The organism is Xylophilus ampelinus, from assembly GCF_003217575.1.
In the GTDB taxonomy this organism is placed as follows: domain Bacteria; phylum Pseudomonadota; class Gammaproteobacteria; order Burkholderiales; family Burkholderiaceae_C; genus Xylophilus; species Xylophilus ampelinus.
Genome location: NZ_QJTC01000006.1, coordinates 85,031 through 100,401 on the forward strand (window position 1 = coordinate 85,031; position 15,371 = coordinate 100,401).

Here is a 15,371-nt window from a genome sequence, read left to right on the forward strand (position 1 = left end):
GCCGCCATCCGTGGATCAGCCTGGCCCTGCTGCCCGCGATGGTGCTGCTCTACGTGCTGCTGCTGATCCCGTTCACCCCCAGCATCGGCGACATCCGCAAGGCGCGCGACGAGCGGCCGGCGGTGCTGCTGTCGGCCGACGGCAAGGTGCTGGCCGAGTTCCGGCGGGCCAACCGCGAATGGGTGCCGCTGGCCAAGGTGTCGCCGCACGTGGTCGCCGCGCTCATTTCCACCGAGGACCACCGCTTCTACGACCACCACGGCATCGACCCCAAGCGCACCGTGGCCGCGGTGTTCCGCTCGGTCAGCGGCGACCTGCAGGGCGGCTCCACCATCACCCAGCAACTGGCGCGCAACCTGTATCCCGAAGAGATCGGTCGCGCCCGCAGCCTGAACCGCAAGGCCAAGGAGGCGATCACCGCACTGAAGATCGAGGCCGCCTACTCCAAGGACGAGATCCTGGAGACCTACCTCAACACCGTTCCCTTTCTCTACAACGCCACCGGCATCGAGATGGCGGCGCGCACCTATTTCGACACCTCGGCCGCCACGCTCGACCCGCTGCAGAGCGCGACCCTGGTCGGCATGCTGAAGGGCACCAGCTACTACAACCCGGTGACCAATCCCCAGCGCGCGACCGACCGCCGCAATACGGTGCTGGCCCAGATGGCCAAGCGCGGGCACCTCGCGCCGGAGCAACTGGCCGCGCTGCAGAAGCAGCCGCTGAAGGTCGATTTCGAGCGCCAGACCGAGGCGGTCGGCCCCGCGCCGCACCTGGCCCGCCAGCTGCGCCGCTGGCTGATCGACTGGACCGACCGCAACGGCTACGACATCGGCACCGACGGCCTGCGGGTGCGTACCACCATCGATTCGAGGCTGCAGGACTTCGCCAACCGCGCGGTGCAGCGCCAGACGGACCAGCTGCAGAAATCGGCCACCGCGATGTGGGGCCCCCGCGCCTGGACCGCCAACAAGCCGGTGGTGCAGGCGGTGCTGCGCGACAGCGCGCCCTACAAGGCCGCCCGCGACGCCGGTGCCGACGACGCCGCGGCCATCCGGCAGGTGCTGGCCGACGCCGACGCGATGCAGGCCCTGCGCGAGGAAAAAGCCCGGCTGCAGGCCGGTTTCATGGCGCTGGACCCGCGCAACGGCCAGGTGCGCGCCTGGGTGGGCAGCCGTGGCTTCGAGGAAGACCAGTTCGACCACGTCGCGCAGGCCCGCCGCCAGCCCGGATCGACCTTCAAGCCCTTCGTCTACGGCACCGCCTTCGCGCAGGGCATCGGCCCCAACGAGACGCTGAGGGACGCGCCGGTCGAGATCGACCTGGGCGGCGGCCAGATCTGGCGACCCAGCGACGGCGGCGAGCCCAGCTACCGGCCGATGACGCTGCGCGAGGGCTTGGTCTATTCCAAGAACACGATCACCGCGCAGCTGATGGCGCGGGTAGGTGCGGCCAACGTCGCGCAGACCGCGCGGGCGATGGGCGTGCGCCAGAGCAAGCTGGACGAGGTGCTGTCCCTGGCGCTGGGCACCAGCCCGGTGACGCTGAAGGAAATGGTCGCCTCCTATGGCAGCATCGCCAACGGCGGCAGCTATATCGAGCCGATGCTGGTCGACCGGATCGAGGACCGCAACGGCCAGGTACTTGAGCAGTTCCGGCCCGCAGTGCCCGAGCCCGCGCTGGCGCAGGCCGCCGCGCAGACGCTGCTCGATGCGATGCGCGGCGTGGTCGATCAGGGCACCGGCGGCGCGATCCGCTCGCGCTGGGGCGTGCGCGGCGACGTCGCCGGCAAGACCGGCACCACCCAGGACAACACCGACGGCTGGTTTATGCTGATTCACCCGACGCTGGTGATGGGCGCCTGGGTCGGCTTCAACGACAGCCGCATCACGATGGCCGACTCCTGGGGCCAGGGTGCCCGCAGCGCATTGCCGATCGTGGGCGACTTCATGCAGGCCTCCCTCCGGGCCAAGGCGCTCGACGGCGATGCGGTGCTGGACGCGCCGCGGGCGCCGCCGGTCGTGCCCGCCGAGCCGATACCGCTCACGCCCGAGCAGATCGGCAACGGCGCCTGGCCGCCCGCCGGCTCCGGCGAAGGGCCGATGGGTGCGGTCGATCCGCAGGTCGGCAGCCGCCCGGTGGCGCCGGTGGAGGCGACGGTGCCGCTGTCCGAGCAGCAGGCCCCCCGGCAGAATGTCGGCCCGCTGCTGGCCGCCGAACCCGCGGTGGTCGTGCCTTCTACAAGTCCACGAGAGGGCAATTTCTAGCGCGGATCTTTCTGCCGGATTCTGTCTCCACGCGCGTTGCGGTCTCCTGTGCCGCATGCCCTATGGGGTGCCACCGTCATGTCAATCCAGGGTTACCTGTTCCTGCGGGTTCGGCAAGGCCAGCGGTGGCCGGGGAACGTCCGGGCACTGCAAATTGGGAGGTAGATCGACCGGCAGGTGCGGAAAAATTTCTACCAGGGAGGGGTTTCGGGCGATCGCCATTTCGCGCGCACGCCACATCGTCACCGCCGCCCCGAGACTGGCGACATTGAGAGGTGTATCCGTCTGGAAATTCCGCATGCTGCTGTTGTGTTCCAGCGCGTTTCGCTTTTCCATGTAACCGCTTTCTGTGAGCATGGTGCGCACGGCGGGTATGTCGCCCAGTGTCATGCGCGGGTCGCCCGTGGCGGGGGCGGGCAGGAAGGGAGGGCAACCGTGGAGGAAAGGGTTTTTTTCGTCGGACATCACCAGATCCATCATCCACTGACTGGCTGAATCGATCTGCTCCAGTCGGGCCTGAACAGCCGGGTTCACAAGCGTTACGCTAGGCGCCGGGGCACGGAGCAGGTGGAGCTCCGCCTGCAGCCGCGGCGGTACCCGGATTTCGCAATCGGGACGCAAGTGGGCGAGGGAGGGCGGAAGCGTTTGCAACCGGTAGCAGCCGGTCAGATCCAGGAATCTCAGCGCCTGGAGATCGCCGATATTTTCGGGCAGGCTGCGCAACTCTCTGCAGTTGCGCAGGCTGAGATTTCTCAACTGCGGCAATTGTGCGACCGAGGGTCGGATCCATGCGATCGGGGTGCTGTCCAGCTGCAGGGTCTGCAATTGTCGGAGACGGTCGATATCGTTCGGAAGGTCCTCTATGGGGGATTTGCTCAAAGTCAGCGTCTTCAGCTTGCTCATGCGCATGACGGAGCGTGGCAGTGCCGTCAGGCCCGTATCTATCAAAGTCAGTGCTTCCAGGTTGACCAGGCCCTGGAGCGCGCCGGTCGCATCGCGGCGCACCAGGTTGTCGGGCAGCGCGGTGAGCAAAGGGCTGCCGACGATCAGCAATGTGTTCAAGTTGGCAAGGTTCGCCAGCGAGTCCGGCAAAGCCCGCAACGGGTTGCGACTCAAATTCATCGAGCGCAGATCCTGCAGCGTATCGATCGATTCCGGAAGCGACTGCAGGCCACCGCCCGCGATGGAGATGTGCTGCAAATGCGCAAGAGGCGAGAGATTCGGGGGAAAGCGGGGAATCGGAACGAACTGCAAATTCAGCTGGGGGTTCTGCCTATCTTCCACCGACTTGAGTATGCCGGCCGTCTGCTGAAGTGCCAGACGCGCATCAGGCTCGATTCCGTGGAGCCTTCGGACCTGCGACATCCAGCCGTCGTACCAGTTATCCGAGTCCGTTGCGCATTCGCGTGCCCACTCATTTATCTGTTGCGGGAACATCATGTCCCGCGATGCCATGCTGCGCGTCGGCTGATTCTCACCAGGAGAAACCTGTGATGATTCCCACAGGTCGATGTCGCCGTCGTTCTCCGACCGCCACGGCAGGCCCGGAATTTCCGTCCATCGCTGCCCCGGACTGCGCGTCAGGTCTCGACGTGTACCGAAATAGGCGTTCGTATTTCCGGACGCATTCCCCTGCGTCGGCATTCGTGCGGATTCTCGCGTGGGCTCGGACGTGCTGGCGCCCGCATCTCCTTCCCGCTGGTGGCGAGGGGGGCGGCCTCGGTATCGGAAGAACGCCATCAGTGAGCTGGTAGAAGGGAAACTCGAAGATGCGCGTGCCTGCGGGCGAGCGCTCGTTTCGGCGCGTTCTTCCGGCAGATCTTGATCGATCGGGCGGCCTGCGGGGGTGACGGGGCGAATATCGGGCATGGCGGGCTCCCTTGCATGGGCGGTGCGGATCCGTCGGCACCGGTCGGAAGGGCATGGTCCTGTTTCGTCTGCGCACACGGAGGCCGCATGCGAAATTGTCTCGAGAAATGCGAAACGGCTCCGCCGGTCAAGGAGGGCTGCGCATGTTTTTCACAGACACCCGCCCCTGCGACCGGCAGAGTCGTCCTGGCTGTCTTGTTCTGCCTCGTCCGTCGACTGCGGGCCGGCAGCCGACGCAGCGCGCAGCTTGTCCTTTTTTTTCGGCCGCGTGCGCCCGGTGCCGCCCGGTCCCGGTACGGAAGGCTCGCCTGGACCGGATGCGTCGGGTCCAGGCGCTCGCCTGTCGACCGGCTCGAAGCCTGCCACCTGCTCCCGTGGAACCGGCTGCCCCTGACGCTTTTCGATCAGCCGGAAATGCGCTTCGGTTTCCGCGCTGACGAAGCTCACCGCCAGGCCGGCTTCGCCCGCGGCCAGTGCGGCCGATGCGGTGGACGTAGTCGGCCGCCGAGCGGGGCAGGTCGTAGTTGACGACTACCGGCAATCGGGCGATGTCGATGCCGCGGCCGGCCAGGTCGGTGGTGACGACCAGGTCCCAGCGCCCGGCCTTCAATTCGGCCAGCACCTGGCTGCGGGCGCCCTGGCTCAGGTCGCCGTGGAAGGCGGTGGCGTAGACGCCGTTCTTGTAGAGCTTGTCGGCGACCGTCTCGGCGGCGTACCTGGTGGCGACGAAGACCAGGGCGCGGCCCCAGCCTTCCTGCTTCACCAGGTGGCGCAGCAGCTGGGTGCGCCGCGATGCGTCGACCTGGATCGCGCGCTGCACGATGGCCGGTGCGCTGCCGGGCTCGGGCACGACCTCGACTCGCACCGGGTCGCGCAGCAGTGCGGCGGCCAGCGTATCGACACCCTTCGGGAAGGTGGCGGAGAAGAACAGGTTCTGCCGCGCCGACGGCAGCTGCGCCAGGATGCGCTGCAGCTCGTCGGCGAAGCCCAGGTCGAGCAGGCGGTCAGCCTCGTCCAGCACCAGCGTCACCACAGCGTCGAGCCGCAGCGCCTTCTGCTCCAGCAGGTCGAGCAGCCGGCCGGGCGTCGCGACCAGCAGGTCGGCGCCGCCGCGCAGGGCCATCATCTGCGGATTGGCCGAGACGCCGCCCACCGCCACTACGATTTTCGTGCGGTGCGGCAACCCGTGCGCCAGGCCGCGCAGCACGTCGCCCACCTGAACCGCCAGTTCCCGCGTCGGCACCAGCACCAGGCCGCGCAGGCGCAGCGGTGCCTCCCGCGGATAGCGACCGCGGGCGTCCTGCAGCATCTGCAGCAGCGGCAGGCCGAACGCCGCGGTCTTGCCCGAGCCGGTCTGCGCGATCCCCAGCACGTCCCGTCCCTGCAGCACCGCCGGCAGCGCCGCCGCCTGGATCGGCGTGGGTTCGCCGAACCCCCGGATGCCGGCCGCGTTGGCGAGAGAGGCGGACAGGCCGAGAGCTTCGAAGGACATGGGAGAAAGAATTTCCGACATGCAAAGAAAGAACGGTTTTAGCCGCCACGGAAGATGTGAAAAGAACCCTGGCGAGCGACCCCGAGTGTGCAGCGAGGATCGGAGGCCAGCTTTTACAAGGCCAAGGCCAAGGGCTTGGTCGTCGGGTGAGACATCGCCCCGCCCGTTCGCAGGAGCGGCTGGGTGCCCCGTGCATCCGCCGGAAAACGGCATGCTATTTAAATTATAGCAAGAAGCCAGCGCGGAAAAACGGTTTGAGCCCTATCGGATGCGGATCAGGGTGAGCGGTGCAGCCGCGGCGCCGACAGTGCGTCCAGGTTGTCGGCGATGGCCGTGTCGAGGTCGGGCCAGCGGCCCAGCAGGTGCGCCGCCGCCACGTCCTTCTGCAGCGTCTTCAGGTCCTTGACGGTGGGGGCCACCTTGATCTGGGCGATAGCGGCCGCGGGGTTGCCGCCGCGGGCGATCGCCAACACCTTCCGGGCCCAGTCGTTGGCGCGCGCCATCGGAAATCCTCGTGTGAAAGGGCAGCGCCTGCGGCTGCCGAGGGCGCCCACCGCGGGCGCCGAGCCGCCGACGATACGCGAAACCGCCGGGCGCCCGCCGCGGGCCTCAGACGCCCTGGGCCACCAGCACCGGCGTGGCCCGGTACACCTCGGGCATCAGGGTCTGCAGCTCGGCCAGTTTCGGCAGGTCGAAGCGGGCGATGTACGGCGACTGCGGGTTGCGGGTGGCGTAGTCCTGGTGGTAGGCCTCGGCCGGGAAGAAGCCCTGGCCGACCGGCGACAGCACGGTGACGATACGGGCCGGAAACGCGTGGGCGGCATCGAGCTGCGCGATGTAGGCCTCGGCGATCCGCTTCTGCTCGGCGTCCTGGTAGAAGATGGCCGATCGGTATTGGGTGCCGGTATCGGGCCCCTGGCGGTCGCGCTGGGTGGGGTCGTGCGCCACCGCGAAGTACACCTGCAGCAGTCGGCCGTAGCTGATACTGGAAGGGTCGTAGGTGATCTTCACCGCCTCGGCATGCCCGGTGCGGCCGCTGCCGATCGCCTCGTAGCGCGCCGTCTCGGCCGCGCCGCCGGCATAGCCCGATACGGCATTGAGCACGCCCCGCGTGTGCTGGAACACCGCCTGCACGCCCCAGAAGCAGCCGCCGGCGAAGACCGCGGTGGCGGTCCGGGCGGGCGTTGCGGCGGCGACCAGCGGGATATCGACCGTCGGCGCGGGCAGCTTCACCCCTTTCTCGGCCGCCGCGGCGCTGCCGCCGAAATACGCCCACGCCGCCAGCGCGATAAGCCCCGACGCCACGAGCGATTTGGAGCCGGCCAAGCCGGGGCGAGCGGAGCGGTATGTGGCGGGCTTGGCATGGCGTGGGAGCGGCATGGCAGGTCTTTCTGCGCCACGGTGGCGCGAACGGCGGGCGGGAGACGGTTGGAGCATCGCCCGGCGGCGAAGTTCAGCCGGGTGCGCCAGGCCCTTACGCGCCGGCCGGCGCGCCGGTTTCAGCGCCCGAGCGCTTCCGACACCGCCGCACCCAGCTCGATCACCGACAGCGCGTAGTGGCTCGACCAGTTGTAGCGGGTGATCACGTAGAAGTTCTCGGTGCCGGCGATGTAGGTCGGCATGTCGGCGCCGTTCTGCAGCTCGACCAGCGCCAGCGGGCCGGCGTGCTCGCGCGCCGCGCCGTCGAGCACCGCGCCCTTGGCGGCGAAGGCGGCGGGGCTGAAGGTGGGCAGGATGTCGGGCGCGAGCAGCGCGTCCTTGTCGAGCCGTTCGGCGTCGAAGGCGACCGGGTAGTGCGTCGGCATGCCGGTTTTCCAGCCGAAGGCCTTGAAGTAGCTGCCGACCGAGCCGATCGCGTCGGCCGGGCTGCCGAACAGGTCGATGCGACCGTCGCCGTCGAAATCGACCGCGTACTTGCTCCAGCTCGAGGGCATGAACTGCGGCAGGCCCATCGCGCCGGCATAGCTGCCGCGCAGGGCGAACGGGTCGAAATTGCCGCGGTTGGACAGACTCAGGAACTGCTCCAGCTCGCCGCGGAAGAAGGCGATGCGCTCGGCCGCGCGCGGATGGGCGGCGGGGAAGTCGAAGGACAGGGTCGAGAGCGCGTCCATCACCCGGAAGGTGCCTACCTGCTGGCCGTAGACCGTCTCCACCCCGATGATGCCGACGATGATCTCGGCCGGCACGCCGTAGGTGCGCTCGGCCCGGGCCAGCGCGTCGCGGTGCTCCTGCCAGAAGCGCACGCCGGCCCGGATTCGGACCGGGTCGACGAAGCGGCTGCGGTAGACCCGCCAGTTCTTGGTGGTGCCGCGCGGCGCCGGCATCATCAGGCGCGGTACGGTGGGCAGGAACTGTGCCTGGCCGATCGCTTGGCGCACCCATTCGCGGTCGCGGTCGAGGTCGCGGCGGGCGGCCAGGTCGTCGGCGAACTGCATCGCCTCGGCCTGGTCGGCGTAGAAGACCGGCGGCGGCGGCGGGGCGGCCGGCCGGCGCGCGGGCTTGGAATGGGCTGCGGCCTGCGCCCTCGCGTCGCCGGGAAGGCCGATGCCCGCCGCGATGCCGGCCAGGCCGGTGGCGAGGGTGGCGGCGGCGATGCGGCGCAGCGCGGGGCGGCGGTCGTCCGGCAGGGAGCGGGGAGTAAGGGGCACGGGTCGGGTCGAGCAGGAGGGGGGCGGCGCGGTCAGGCGCCGGAGGAGGAAAGGGCGGCGGTGCCCGCGCGGACGGCGGGCCAGGCCAGCGCGCCGAATTCGCGACGCAGGGCGGCCAGCGCGCCGCGCTGCGACGCCGGATCGGCACGGCCGTAGCGCATCGATTCGAGCCGCAGCAGCCAGGTCTGCACCGCCGCGCCGTCGCTGCCGAAGGCGCGCTGCACTTCGGCCGCCATCGCGCGCGGCGGCATCTGCGGCGGCAGCGCCAGGCCCAGCCGCTCCAGCCGGCGCCGGGCGCGGGCCAGCAGCAGCAGCCACGGGTCGTGCGAGCGCCGGGCCACCGTCGCCCAGACGGCGCCGGCGATGCTGGTCACAGCCACCAGGCCGGCCAGGATGCGGGCCAGGTCCTGCCAATCCGGCGCGCCGAAGCCCAGCCGTTTGAGCAGGTCGAACTGGCGCTCCTGCGTGTAGTTCAGCACCCACTGGTTCCAGCGGTTGTTCACCGCCTCCCAGCCGGCGCGCAGCTGCTGCACCATGCCTTCGCCGATCACCGCGCCGAAGGCTCCGGCGAACGCGCCCTGCGGCGCGGGCAGCCGGACCAGCTGGCCGATCCGGTCGGGCGAGACGGCCGAGGTGGGATCGACCCGCATCCATCCGCGGCCGGCCTGCCAGATCTCGGCCCAGGCGTGGGCGTCGCTCTGGCGCACCGTCCAGTAGCCGTCGACCGCGTTCAGGTCGCCGCCCTGGTAGCCGGTGACGATGCGGGCCGGCACGTCGGCGGCCCGCATCAGCACCACGAAGGCCGAGGCGATGTGCTCGCAGAAGCCGGCCTTGCGGTCGAACCAGAACTCGTCGGCCGTCTCCCGGCCGTAGATGCCCGGCTCCAGCGTATAGGTGTAGCCGCCGGTGCGCAGCCGGCGCATCGCGGCCGCCACCAGGGCCGCGGTGGGGTCGCCGCCCGCTGCCGACTGCGGATCGGCCTTCGCCTGCGCCAGCAGCTCGGCGGCCAGGGCGCGGGTGCGCGGGTCGAAGCCCTCGGGCAGCTCGGTGAAGTAGCGCATCGCCGGCATGCGCCGCTCGGGACCGTGGCGGAAATCGGTGAAGCTCTCGGCCTTGTAGCGCAGCAGCTGGTTGACCGGACGCAGCGCGGTCCATTGCAGGTCAGCGCTGCGGTAGGCCTCGACGCCCTCGGGCTTCTCCGGCGCCGCGTCCAGCGTCAGCAGCCAGGTGCGGCGGCTGGGCTCCAGCGTGGCCTCGTAGCGCACCGGCGTGCCGCTCACCTGCAGCGGGCCGGGCTGCTGCCAGCGCGGCGCGTACTCGCCGTTCGCGCCCCGGGCGGAGAGCGGGCGCCAGCGCCGGCCGTCGAAGGTGGAGAGCACCGGTCCGCGGAAGTACAGGTCCTGCTGCGGCGGCGGCGTGTTGCCCGGCGTGTCGAACCGGATCCGCATCGCCACGCCGTCGTCGAGCGCCAGGCTGGTGATATTGCCGATCTCCATGTCCTGCGCCAGGCCGCTGCGCCCGCGGGTCTGGTCGTCCGGCACGCCCCAGAGCGGCGCCACCCGCGGGAAAAACAAGAACAGCACCAGCATGATCGGCGCACCCAGCAGCATCATCCGTGCCGAGGTGCGGGCCGCTGCGGCCAGCGGCGGCCGGCCGACCGGCATGTGGGCCTGCACCAGCGCGCTCAGCAGGCCCCACAGCGCCACCACCATCGCGAAGGCCACCGGCAGCGACTGCGAAACGAAGAAGTTGGTGAGCATCGCGAAGAAGCCCAGGAAGAAGATCACCATCGCGTCGCGCCGGGCGCGCAGCTCCAGCGTCTTCAAGGCCAGCAGCATGATGACCAGCGTCACGCCGGCCTCGCGGCCGAGGATGGTCTTGTGTGTCAGCAGGGTGGCGCCTGTGCAGACCGCCACCAGCCCCAGCAGCCACCAGCGGCCCGGCAGCGGATCGGCCCGCCAGGCCAGCCGGGCGCGCCACAGCAGCGCCAGCGCCGCCACCGCGCTGGCCCACAGCGGCAGGTAGGCCACCTGCGGCAGCAGCACCCAGGCGAGCACCGCCAGCAGGAACAGCGTGTCGCGGCTGTCGCGCGGCAGGGCGGCCGCGGCGGCCAGCGGCCGGGCGAACGGGTTCAGCATCGGGCCAGGGCCTCCAGGCAGCGCCGTTGGTGGGCCGCGCCGTGCGCCGGCGCGATCTGCAGGCCCGGCAGCCGCAGGCCGTAGGGCACACCCAGCCGCTCGGCCTGCTGCACCCAGGAGCACAGGCGCGAGAGCCGGGTCTCCATGTCGGTCGTGCCGGCTTGCGCATGGTCGAGCCAGAGGTCCTGCTGCTGCGACTGGTGGGTGTCGCGGCTCACCAGGTCGTCGGTGCCCGCGGCGATGGCGCGGGCCGCTTTCTTCCACACCACCAGCCGCACCGGGTCGCCGCGCTGGTAGGCGCGCACCCCGTCGATCTCGCCCGGCCCGTGGGCATGCATCTGCAGCGCGGCTGTGCCGGCGCGCGGCTCGCCGGTGGGCAGCGGCGGCGGCGGCAGTTCGGGCGCCGGGTAGACCAGCACCTCGGACGCCGGCCGCCAGAGCGCCCAGACCCGGAAGCTGCCGATCGGGAAGCGCGTCTCGGCCGTCACCGGCGGCACCGGGTGGATGCCGCGCGCGGGCGCCTCGAAGGCGATGCGCACCGTGGCCTGGCCGCCGGCCGGCACGTCGGTCCAGGCGCGGGCGTCGCTGCCCTGCACCGCGAGGGACACCGCATGCCGTGGGGTGGCGCGCTCGCTGGCCAACTGCACTTCCAGCGTGGCGGCGCTGCCGGCGAAGGCGGGCTCGGGCGGCACCAGGTGCAGCGTCAGGCCGCGCAGGGTGCCGTGGCCCAGGTGCATGCCGACCAAGGCGGCGCCGGCCAGCAGGAAGGTGAGCAGGTAGCCCAGGTTCAGTTCGAAATTGATCGACGCCACCAGCAGCACCAGCAGCGTGGCCGCCAGCGCCAGGCCGGCGCGCGAGGGCAGGATGTAGACGTTGCGCTGCGTCAGCACCTGCGTGTCCTGCCGCGGCAGCCGCGCCAGGAACCAGGCGTTGACGCGGCCGGTGCGGGGCTGCTTGGTCATGGCCGTACTAGCTGAGCGCCACCGCCTCGACCATCGCCCGCACCTGCTCGACCGATCCCCGGCCGGCATTGCCCACCGGCACCAGCCGGTGCGCCACGCACTGCGGTAGGATGGCCTGCAGGTCGTCGGGCGCCACGTAGTCGCGGCCGGCCAGCAGGGCCTGGGCCTTGGCGGCGCGCAGCACCGCCAGCCCGGCGCGCGGCGAAAGCCCCTGCAGGAACCAGCGGCCCGAGCGGGTGGCGGCCAGCAGCGACTGCAGGTAGTCGAGCAGCGGCTCCGACGCATGCACCGCCAGCACCTCCTGCTGGATCGCGACCAGCTCCTCGGTGGAGAGCAAGGGCCGCAGGTGGTCGAGCATCTCGCGCCGGTCTTCGCCGGCCAGCAGCACCCGCTCGGCGGCGCGGTCGGGGTAGCCGAGCGAGATGCGCATCAGGAACCGGTCGAGCTGCGATTCGGGCAGCGCGAAGGTGCCGAGCTGGTCGTGCGGATTCTGGGTGGCGATCACGAAGAAGGGCTGCGGCAGCATCCGCGTCTCGCCCTCCACCGTGACCTGCTTTTCTTCCATCGCTTCGAGCAATGCGCTCTGCGTCTTGGGGCTGGCGCGGTTGATCTCGTCGGCCAGCAGCACCTGGGCGAAGACCGGGCCGGGGTGGAATACGAAGCCTTCCCGGCCGCGCTCGTAGACCGACACGCCCACCAGGTCGCCGGGCATCAGGTCGGCGGTGAACTGGACCCGCGAGAATTGCAGGCCGAAGGTGCGCGAGAGCGCATGCGCCAGCGTGGTCTTACCGACGCCCGGAACGTCCTCGATCAGCAGATGGCCCCCGGCCATGAGGCATGCCACGCAGTCGCGGACCTGGTCGGTCTTGCCCACGATCACCGTGTTAAGCTGGCCCAGCAGGGCCTGGAGTTTCCGCTGTGTCTGCATAGGGCACCGACGTTAGCTGAAAAAAGAGGACGCCAGTCCGAAGAGACGTGAATAAAACAGGCTACTTCACCCATAAGGACTGCTGGAAGCACGACATGGGCGCCGGGCACCCCGAGTGCGCGGCCCGGCTCGATGCGATCGAGGACCGCCTGCTGCTGACCGGCGTGGCCGATGCGCTGGAGCGCCGCGAGGCGCCGCTGGCCAGCCAGTCCCAGATCGTCCGCGCCCACCCGGTGGCGCACCTCGACCGGCTGCGCGGCATGACCGACCGCCTGGCCGAGGACGTCGCCGCCGGCGGCCCCGAGCATACCGCGATCGATCCCGACACCCGCCTCAACCTCCACACCGTCGATGCCGCCCTGCGCGCGGCCGGTGCCGCGGTGGCCGCCACCGACGCGGTGCTGTCGGGCGAACTGGAAAACGCCTTCTGCGCGGTGCGCCCGCCGGGCCACCATGCGGAGGCCGCCAGGGCGATGGGCTTCTGCTTCTTCAACAACGTGGCGGTGGCGGCGCGGCATGCGCTGGAGGTGCACCACCTCGGGCGCGTCGCGATCGTCGACTTCGACGTGCACCACGGCAACGGCACCGAGAACATCTTCGCCGGCGACGACCGGGTGCTGATGGTCGGCATCTTCCAGCATCCGCTCTATCCGTTTTCCGGTACCGACCACCCGGCCCCCAATATGCTCAACCTGCCGGTGCCGGCCTATACCCGCGGCATGGATGTGCGCGAACTGATCGAGATGATGTGGATCCCGCGGCTCGAAGCGTTCGAGCCCGAGATGGTGTTCGTCAGCGCCGGCTTCGACGCCCACCGCGAGGACGACCTTGGCCAGCTCGGCCTGACCGACCAGGATTTCGCCTGGATCACCGGCCGGGTCAAGGACATCGCCCGGCGCTACGCGCGGGGTCGCATCGTCTCGTGCCTGGAGGGCGGCTACCACCTAGACGCGCTGGCACGCAGCGTCGAGCAGCACATCCGGGTCCTGGCCGACATCTGAGGCGGGAAGCCCGGCGTCGGCGCATGCCGGCGTGCCGCGCGCAGGGGTGGAAACATGAGGGTACATGCCCTGCCGCGGCCTCTCTATAATGAAAAAAGAACGACCGTGCTTTTGTATGCCCCGGCGCCGGTCGCCCCCGATGGGCGCAGGTCGATCGTCCGTGTTTGGTTAAGTGGACGCTTAACGAAACGCGGATGTGCATAGAATCGATCGCATATCCCCGATTCCCACCATCCTCACAGGAGCCGCAGCAATGAAGGTTTTGGTCCCCGTCAAGCGGGTAGTCGACTACAACGTGAAAGTCCGTGTGAAATCCGACGGCAGCGGCGTGGACATCGCCAACGTCAAGATGAGCATGAACCCCTTCGACGAGATCGCGGTAGAGGAAGCGGTGCGCCTGAAGGAAAAGGGCATCGTCACCGAGATCGTCGCGGTCAGCTGCGGTGACACCAAATGCCAGGAAACCCTGCGCACCGCGATGGCCATCGGCGCCGACCGCGGCATCCTGGTCGAGACCACCGCCGAGCTGCAGCCCCTGGCCGTCGCCAAGCTGCTGAAGGCACTGGTCGACAAGGAGCAGCCTCAGCTGGTCATCCTCGGCAAGCAGGCAATCGACGACGACAGCAACCAGACCGGCCAGATGCTGGCCGCGCTCGCCGACCTGCCGCAGGCCACCTTCGCCAGCAAGGTCGAAGCGACCGCGGACAAGGTCACGGTCACCCGCGAAGTCGACGGCGGTCTGGAAACCATCGCGCTGACCCTGCCCGCGATCGTCACCACCGACCTGCGCCTCAACGAGCCCCGCTACGTCACCTTGCCCAACATCATGAAGGCCAAGAAGAAGCAGCTCGACGTCGTCAGGCCCGAGGACCTGGGCGTAGACGTGACGCCCCGCCTGAAGACCCTCAAGGTTTCCGAGCCACCGAAGCGCGGCGCCGGCATCAAGGTGCCCGACGTCGCCACGCTGGTGAACAAGCTCAAGACCGAAGCCAAAGTGATTTGAGGAAGAGAGAAAACAACATGAGCGCACTCGTCATCGCGGAACACGACAACCAGTCGATCAAGCCCTCCACCCTCAACACCGTGACCGCCGCCATCGCCTGCGACGCCGACGTGCACCTGCTGGTGGCCGGCGCCGGCGCCCAGGCCGCGGCCGACGCCGCCGCCAGGATCGCGGGCGTGACCAAGGTCATTCTGGCCGACGGCCCGAGCCTGGCCGAAGGCCTGGCCGAGAACGTCGCGGCGCAGGTGCTGGCCCTGGCGGGAAACGGGGCCGGCAGCTACGGCCACATCCTGTTCCCGGCCACCGCCGCGGGCAAGAACGTCGCGCCGCGCGTGGCCGCCAGGCTCGACGCCGCGCAGATCAGCGACATCACCAAGGTCGACAGCCCCGACACCTTCGAGCGCCCGATCTACGCCGGCAACGCCATCGCCACCGTGCAGAGCGCCGACAAGACCAAGGTCATCACCGTGCGCACCACCGGCTTCGACCCGGCGGCGGCCGAAGGCGGCAGCGCGACGGTCGAGAAGGCCGAGGCCGTGGCCGACAGCGGCAAAAGCAGCTTCGTCGGCCGCGAAGTCACCAAGAGCGACCGTCCGGATCTCACCGCCGCCAAGATCATCGTCTCGGGTGGCCGGGCACTCGGCAGCGCCGAGAAGTTCGACGAGGTGCTGACGCCGCTGGCCGACAAGCTCAACGCCGGCCTGGGCGCGAGCCGCGCCGCGGTCGATGCGGGCTACGCGCCCAACGACTGGCAGGTGGGCCAGACCGGCAAGATCGTGGCGCCGCAGCTCTACATCGCCGCCGGCATCTCGGGCGCGATCCAGCACCTGGCCGGCATGAAGGACTCCAAGGTGATCGTCGCGATCAACAAGGATGCCGAGGCGCCGATCTTCTCGGTGGCCGACTACGGCCTGGAGGCCGACCTTTTCGTGGCGGTGCCGGAACTGGTCGCCGCGCTCTGACGCTCTACGCTCCGAACGGCGTTCCTAGACGCCGTTTTCCACCCGCCGGCCCTCCGCCATGACAATGCCCCGAGCGGCCGCCGGTCGCACGGGCGCAACCA

11 protein-coding genes and 1 pseudogene are annotated in these 15,371 nt (G+C 69.8%); 4 read left to right on the forward strand and 8 right to left on the reverse strand.

Annotated elements, in window-relative coordinates:
• Positions 1-38 precede the first annotated feature (38 nt).
• Positions 39-2,267 (forward strand): penicillin-binding protein 1A, encoded by a 2,229-nt coding sequence (locus tag DFQ15_RS06010; RefSeq protein ID WP_110465160.1) that lies wholly within the window; start codon positions 39-41, stop codon positions 2,265-2,267.
• Positions 2,268-2,348: 81 nt separating this feature from the next.
• Here DFQ15_RS06010 and DFQ15_RS06015 read toward each other — a convergent pair whose 3' ends face one another.
• The 8 genes and pseudogenes from DFQ15_RS06015 to DFQ15_RS06050 form a co-directional block, all read right to left on the reverse strand.
• Entirely contained in the window at positions 2,349-4,136 is a 1,788-nt protein-coding gene (locus DFQ15_RS06015) for a disease resistance family protein (protein WP_146228660.1), read from the reverse strand.
• A 150-nt stretch (positions 4,137-4,286) separates the two neighbouring features.
• Positions 4,287-5,628 (reverse strand): annotated as a pseudogene (locus DFQ15_RS06020) (DEAD/DEAH box helicase).
• Positions 5,629-5,903: 275 nt separating this feature from the next.
• Positions 5,904-6,131, reverse strand: coding sequence for a hypothetical protein (locus DFQ15_RS06025; protein WP_110465104.1), 228 nt, complete (start codon positions 6,129-6,131; stop codon positions 5,904-5,906).
• Positions 6,132-6,237: 106 nt separating this feature from the next.
• Positions 6,238-7,008 carry a peptide-methionine (S)-S-oxide reductase MsrA gene (gene msrA / locus DFQ15_RS06030; protein WP_110465105.1) on the reverse strand — a complete coding sequence of 257 codons (771 nt, stop codon included), beginning with the start codon at positions 7,006-7,008 and terminating at the stop codon, positions 6,238-6,240.
• 119 nt (positions 7,009-7,127) lie between these two features.
• Positions 7,128-8,063 (reverse strand): lytic murein transglycosylase B, encoded by a 936-nt coding sequence (gene mltB, locus DFQ15_RS06035; RefSeq protein ID WP_110465161.1) that lies wholly within the window; start codon positions 8,061-8,063, stop codon positions 7,128-7,130.
• A gap of 245 nt (positions 8,064-8,308) precedes the next feature.
• Entirely contained in the window at positions 8,309-10,414 is a 2,106-nt protein-coding gene (locus DFQ15_RS06040) for a transglutaminase family protein (RefSeq protein WP_110465106.1), read from the reverse strand.
• The gene (locus DFQ15_RS06045; protein ID WP_110465107.1) at positions 10,408-11,376 is read right to left on the reverse strand and encodes a DUF58 domain-containing protein; all 969 of its coding nucleotides are present in this window, start codon (positions 11,374-11,376) and stop codon (positions 10,408-10,410) included. Before DFQ15_RS06045 ends, DFQ15_RS06040 begins: the two co-directional genes overlap by 7 nt.
• A gap of 7 nt (positions 11,377-11,383) precedes the next feature.
• Positions 11,384-12,304: an AAA family ATPase gene (locus DFQ15_RS06050; RefSeq protein ID WP_110465108.1), complete on the reverse strand. Its 921-nt coding sequence runs from the start codon at positions 12,302-12,304 to the stop codon at positions 11,384-11,386.
• A 47-nt stretch (positions 12,305-12,351) separates the two neighbouring features.
• Here DFQ15_RS06050 and DFQ15_RS06055 point away from each other — a divergent pair, with 47 nt between their 5' ends.
• The 3 genes from DFQ15_RS06055 (at position 12,352) to DFQ15_RS06065 (ending at position 15,270) form a co-directional block, all read left to right on the forward strand.
• Positions 12,352-13,305 (forward strand): histone deacetylase family protein, encoded by a 954-nt coding sequence (locus DFQ15_RS06055; RefSeq protein WP_110465109.1) that lies wholly within the window; start codon positions 12,352-12,354, stop codon positions 13,303-13,305.
• Positions 13,306-13,558: 253 nt separating this feature from the next.
• Positions 13,559-14,308 (forward strand): electron transfer flavoprotein subunit beta/FixA family protein, encoded by a 750-nt coding sequence (locus DFQ15_RS06060; protein ID WP_110465110.1) that lies wholly within the window; start codon positions 13,559-13,561, stop codon positions 14,306-14,308.
• A 17-nt stretch (positions 14,309-14,325) separates the two neighbouring features.
• Entirely contained in the window at positions 14,326-15,270 is a 945-nt protein-coding gene (locus DFQ15_RS06065) for an electron transfer flavoprotein subunit alpha/FixB family protein (protein ID WP_110465111.1), read from the forward strand.
• Positions 15,271-15,371 lie beyond the last annotated feature (101 nt).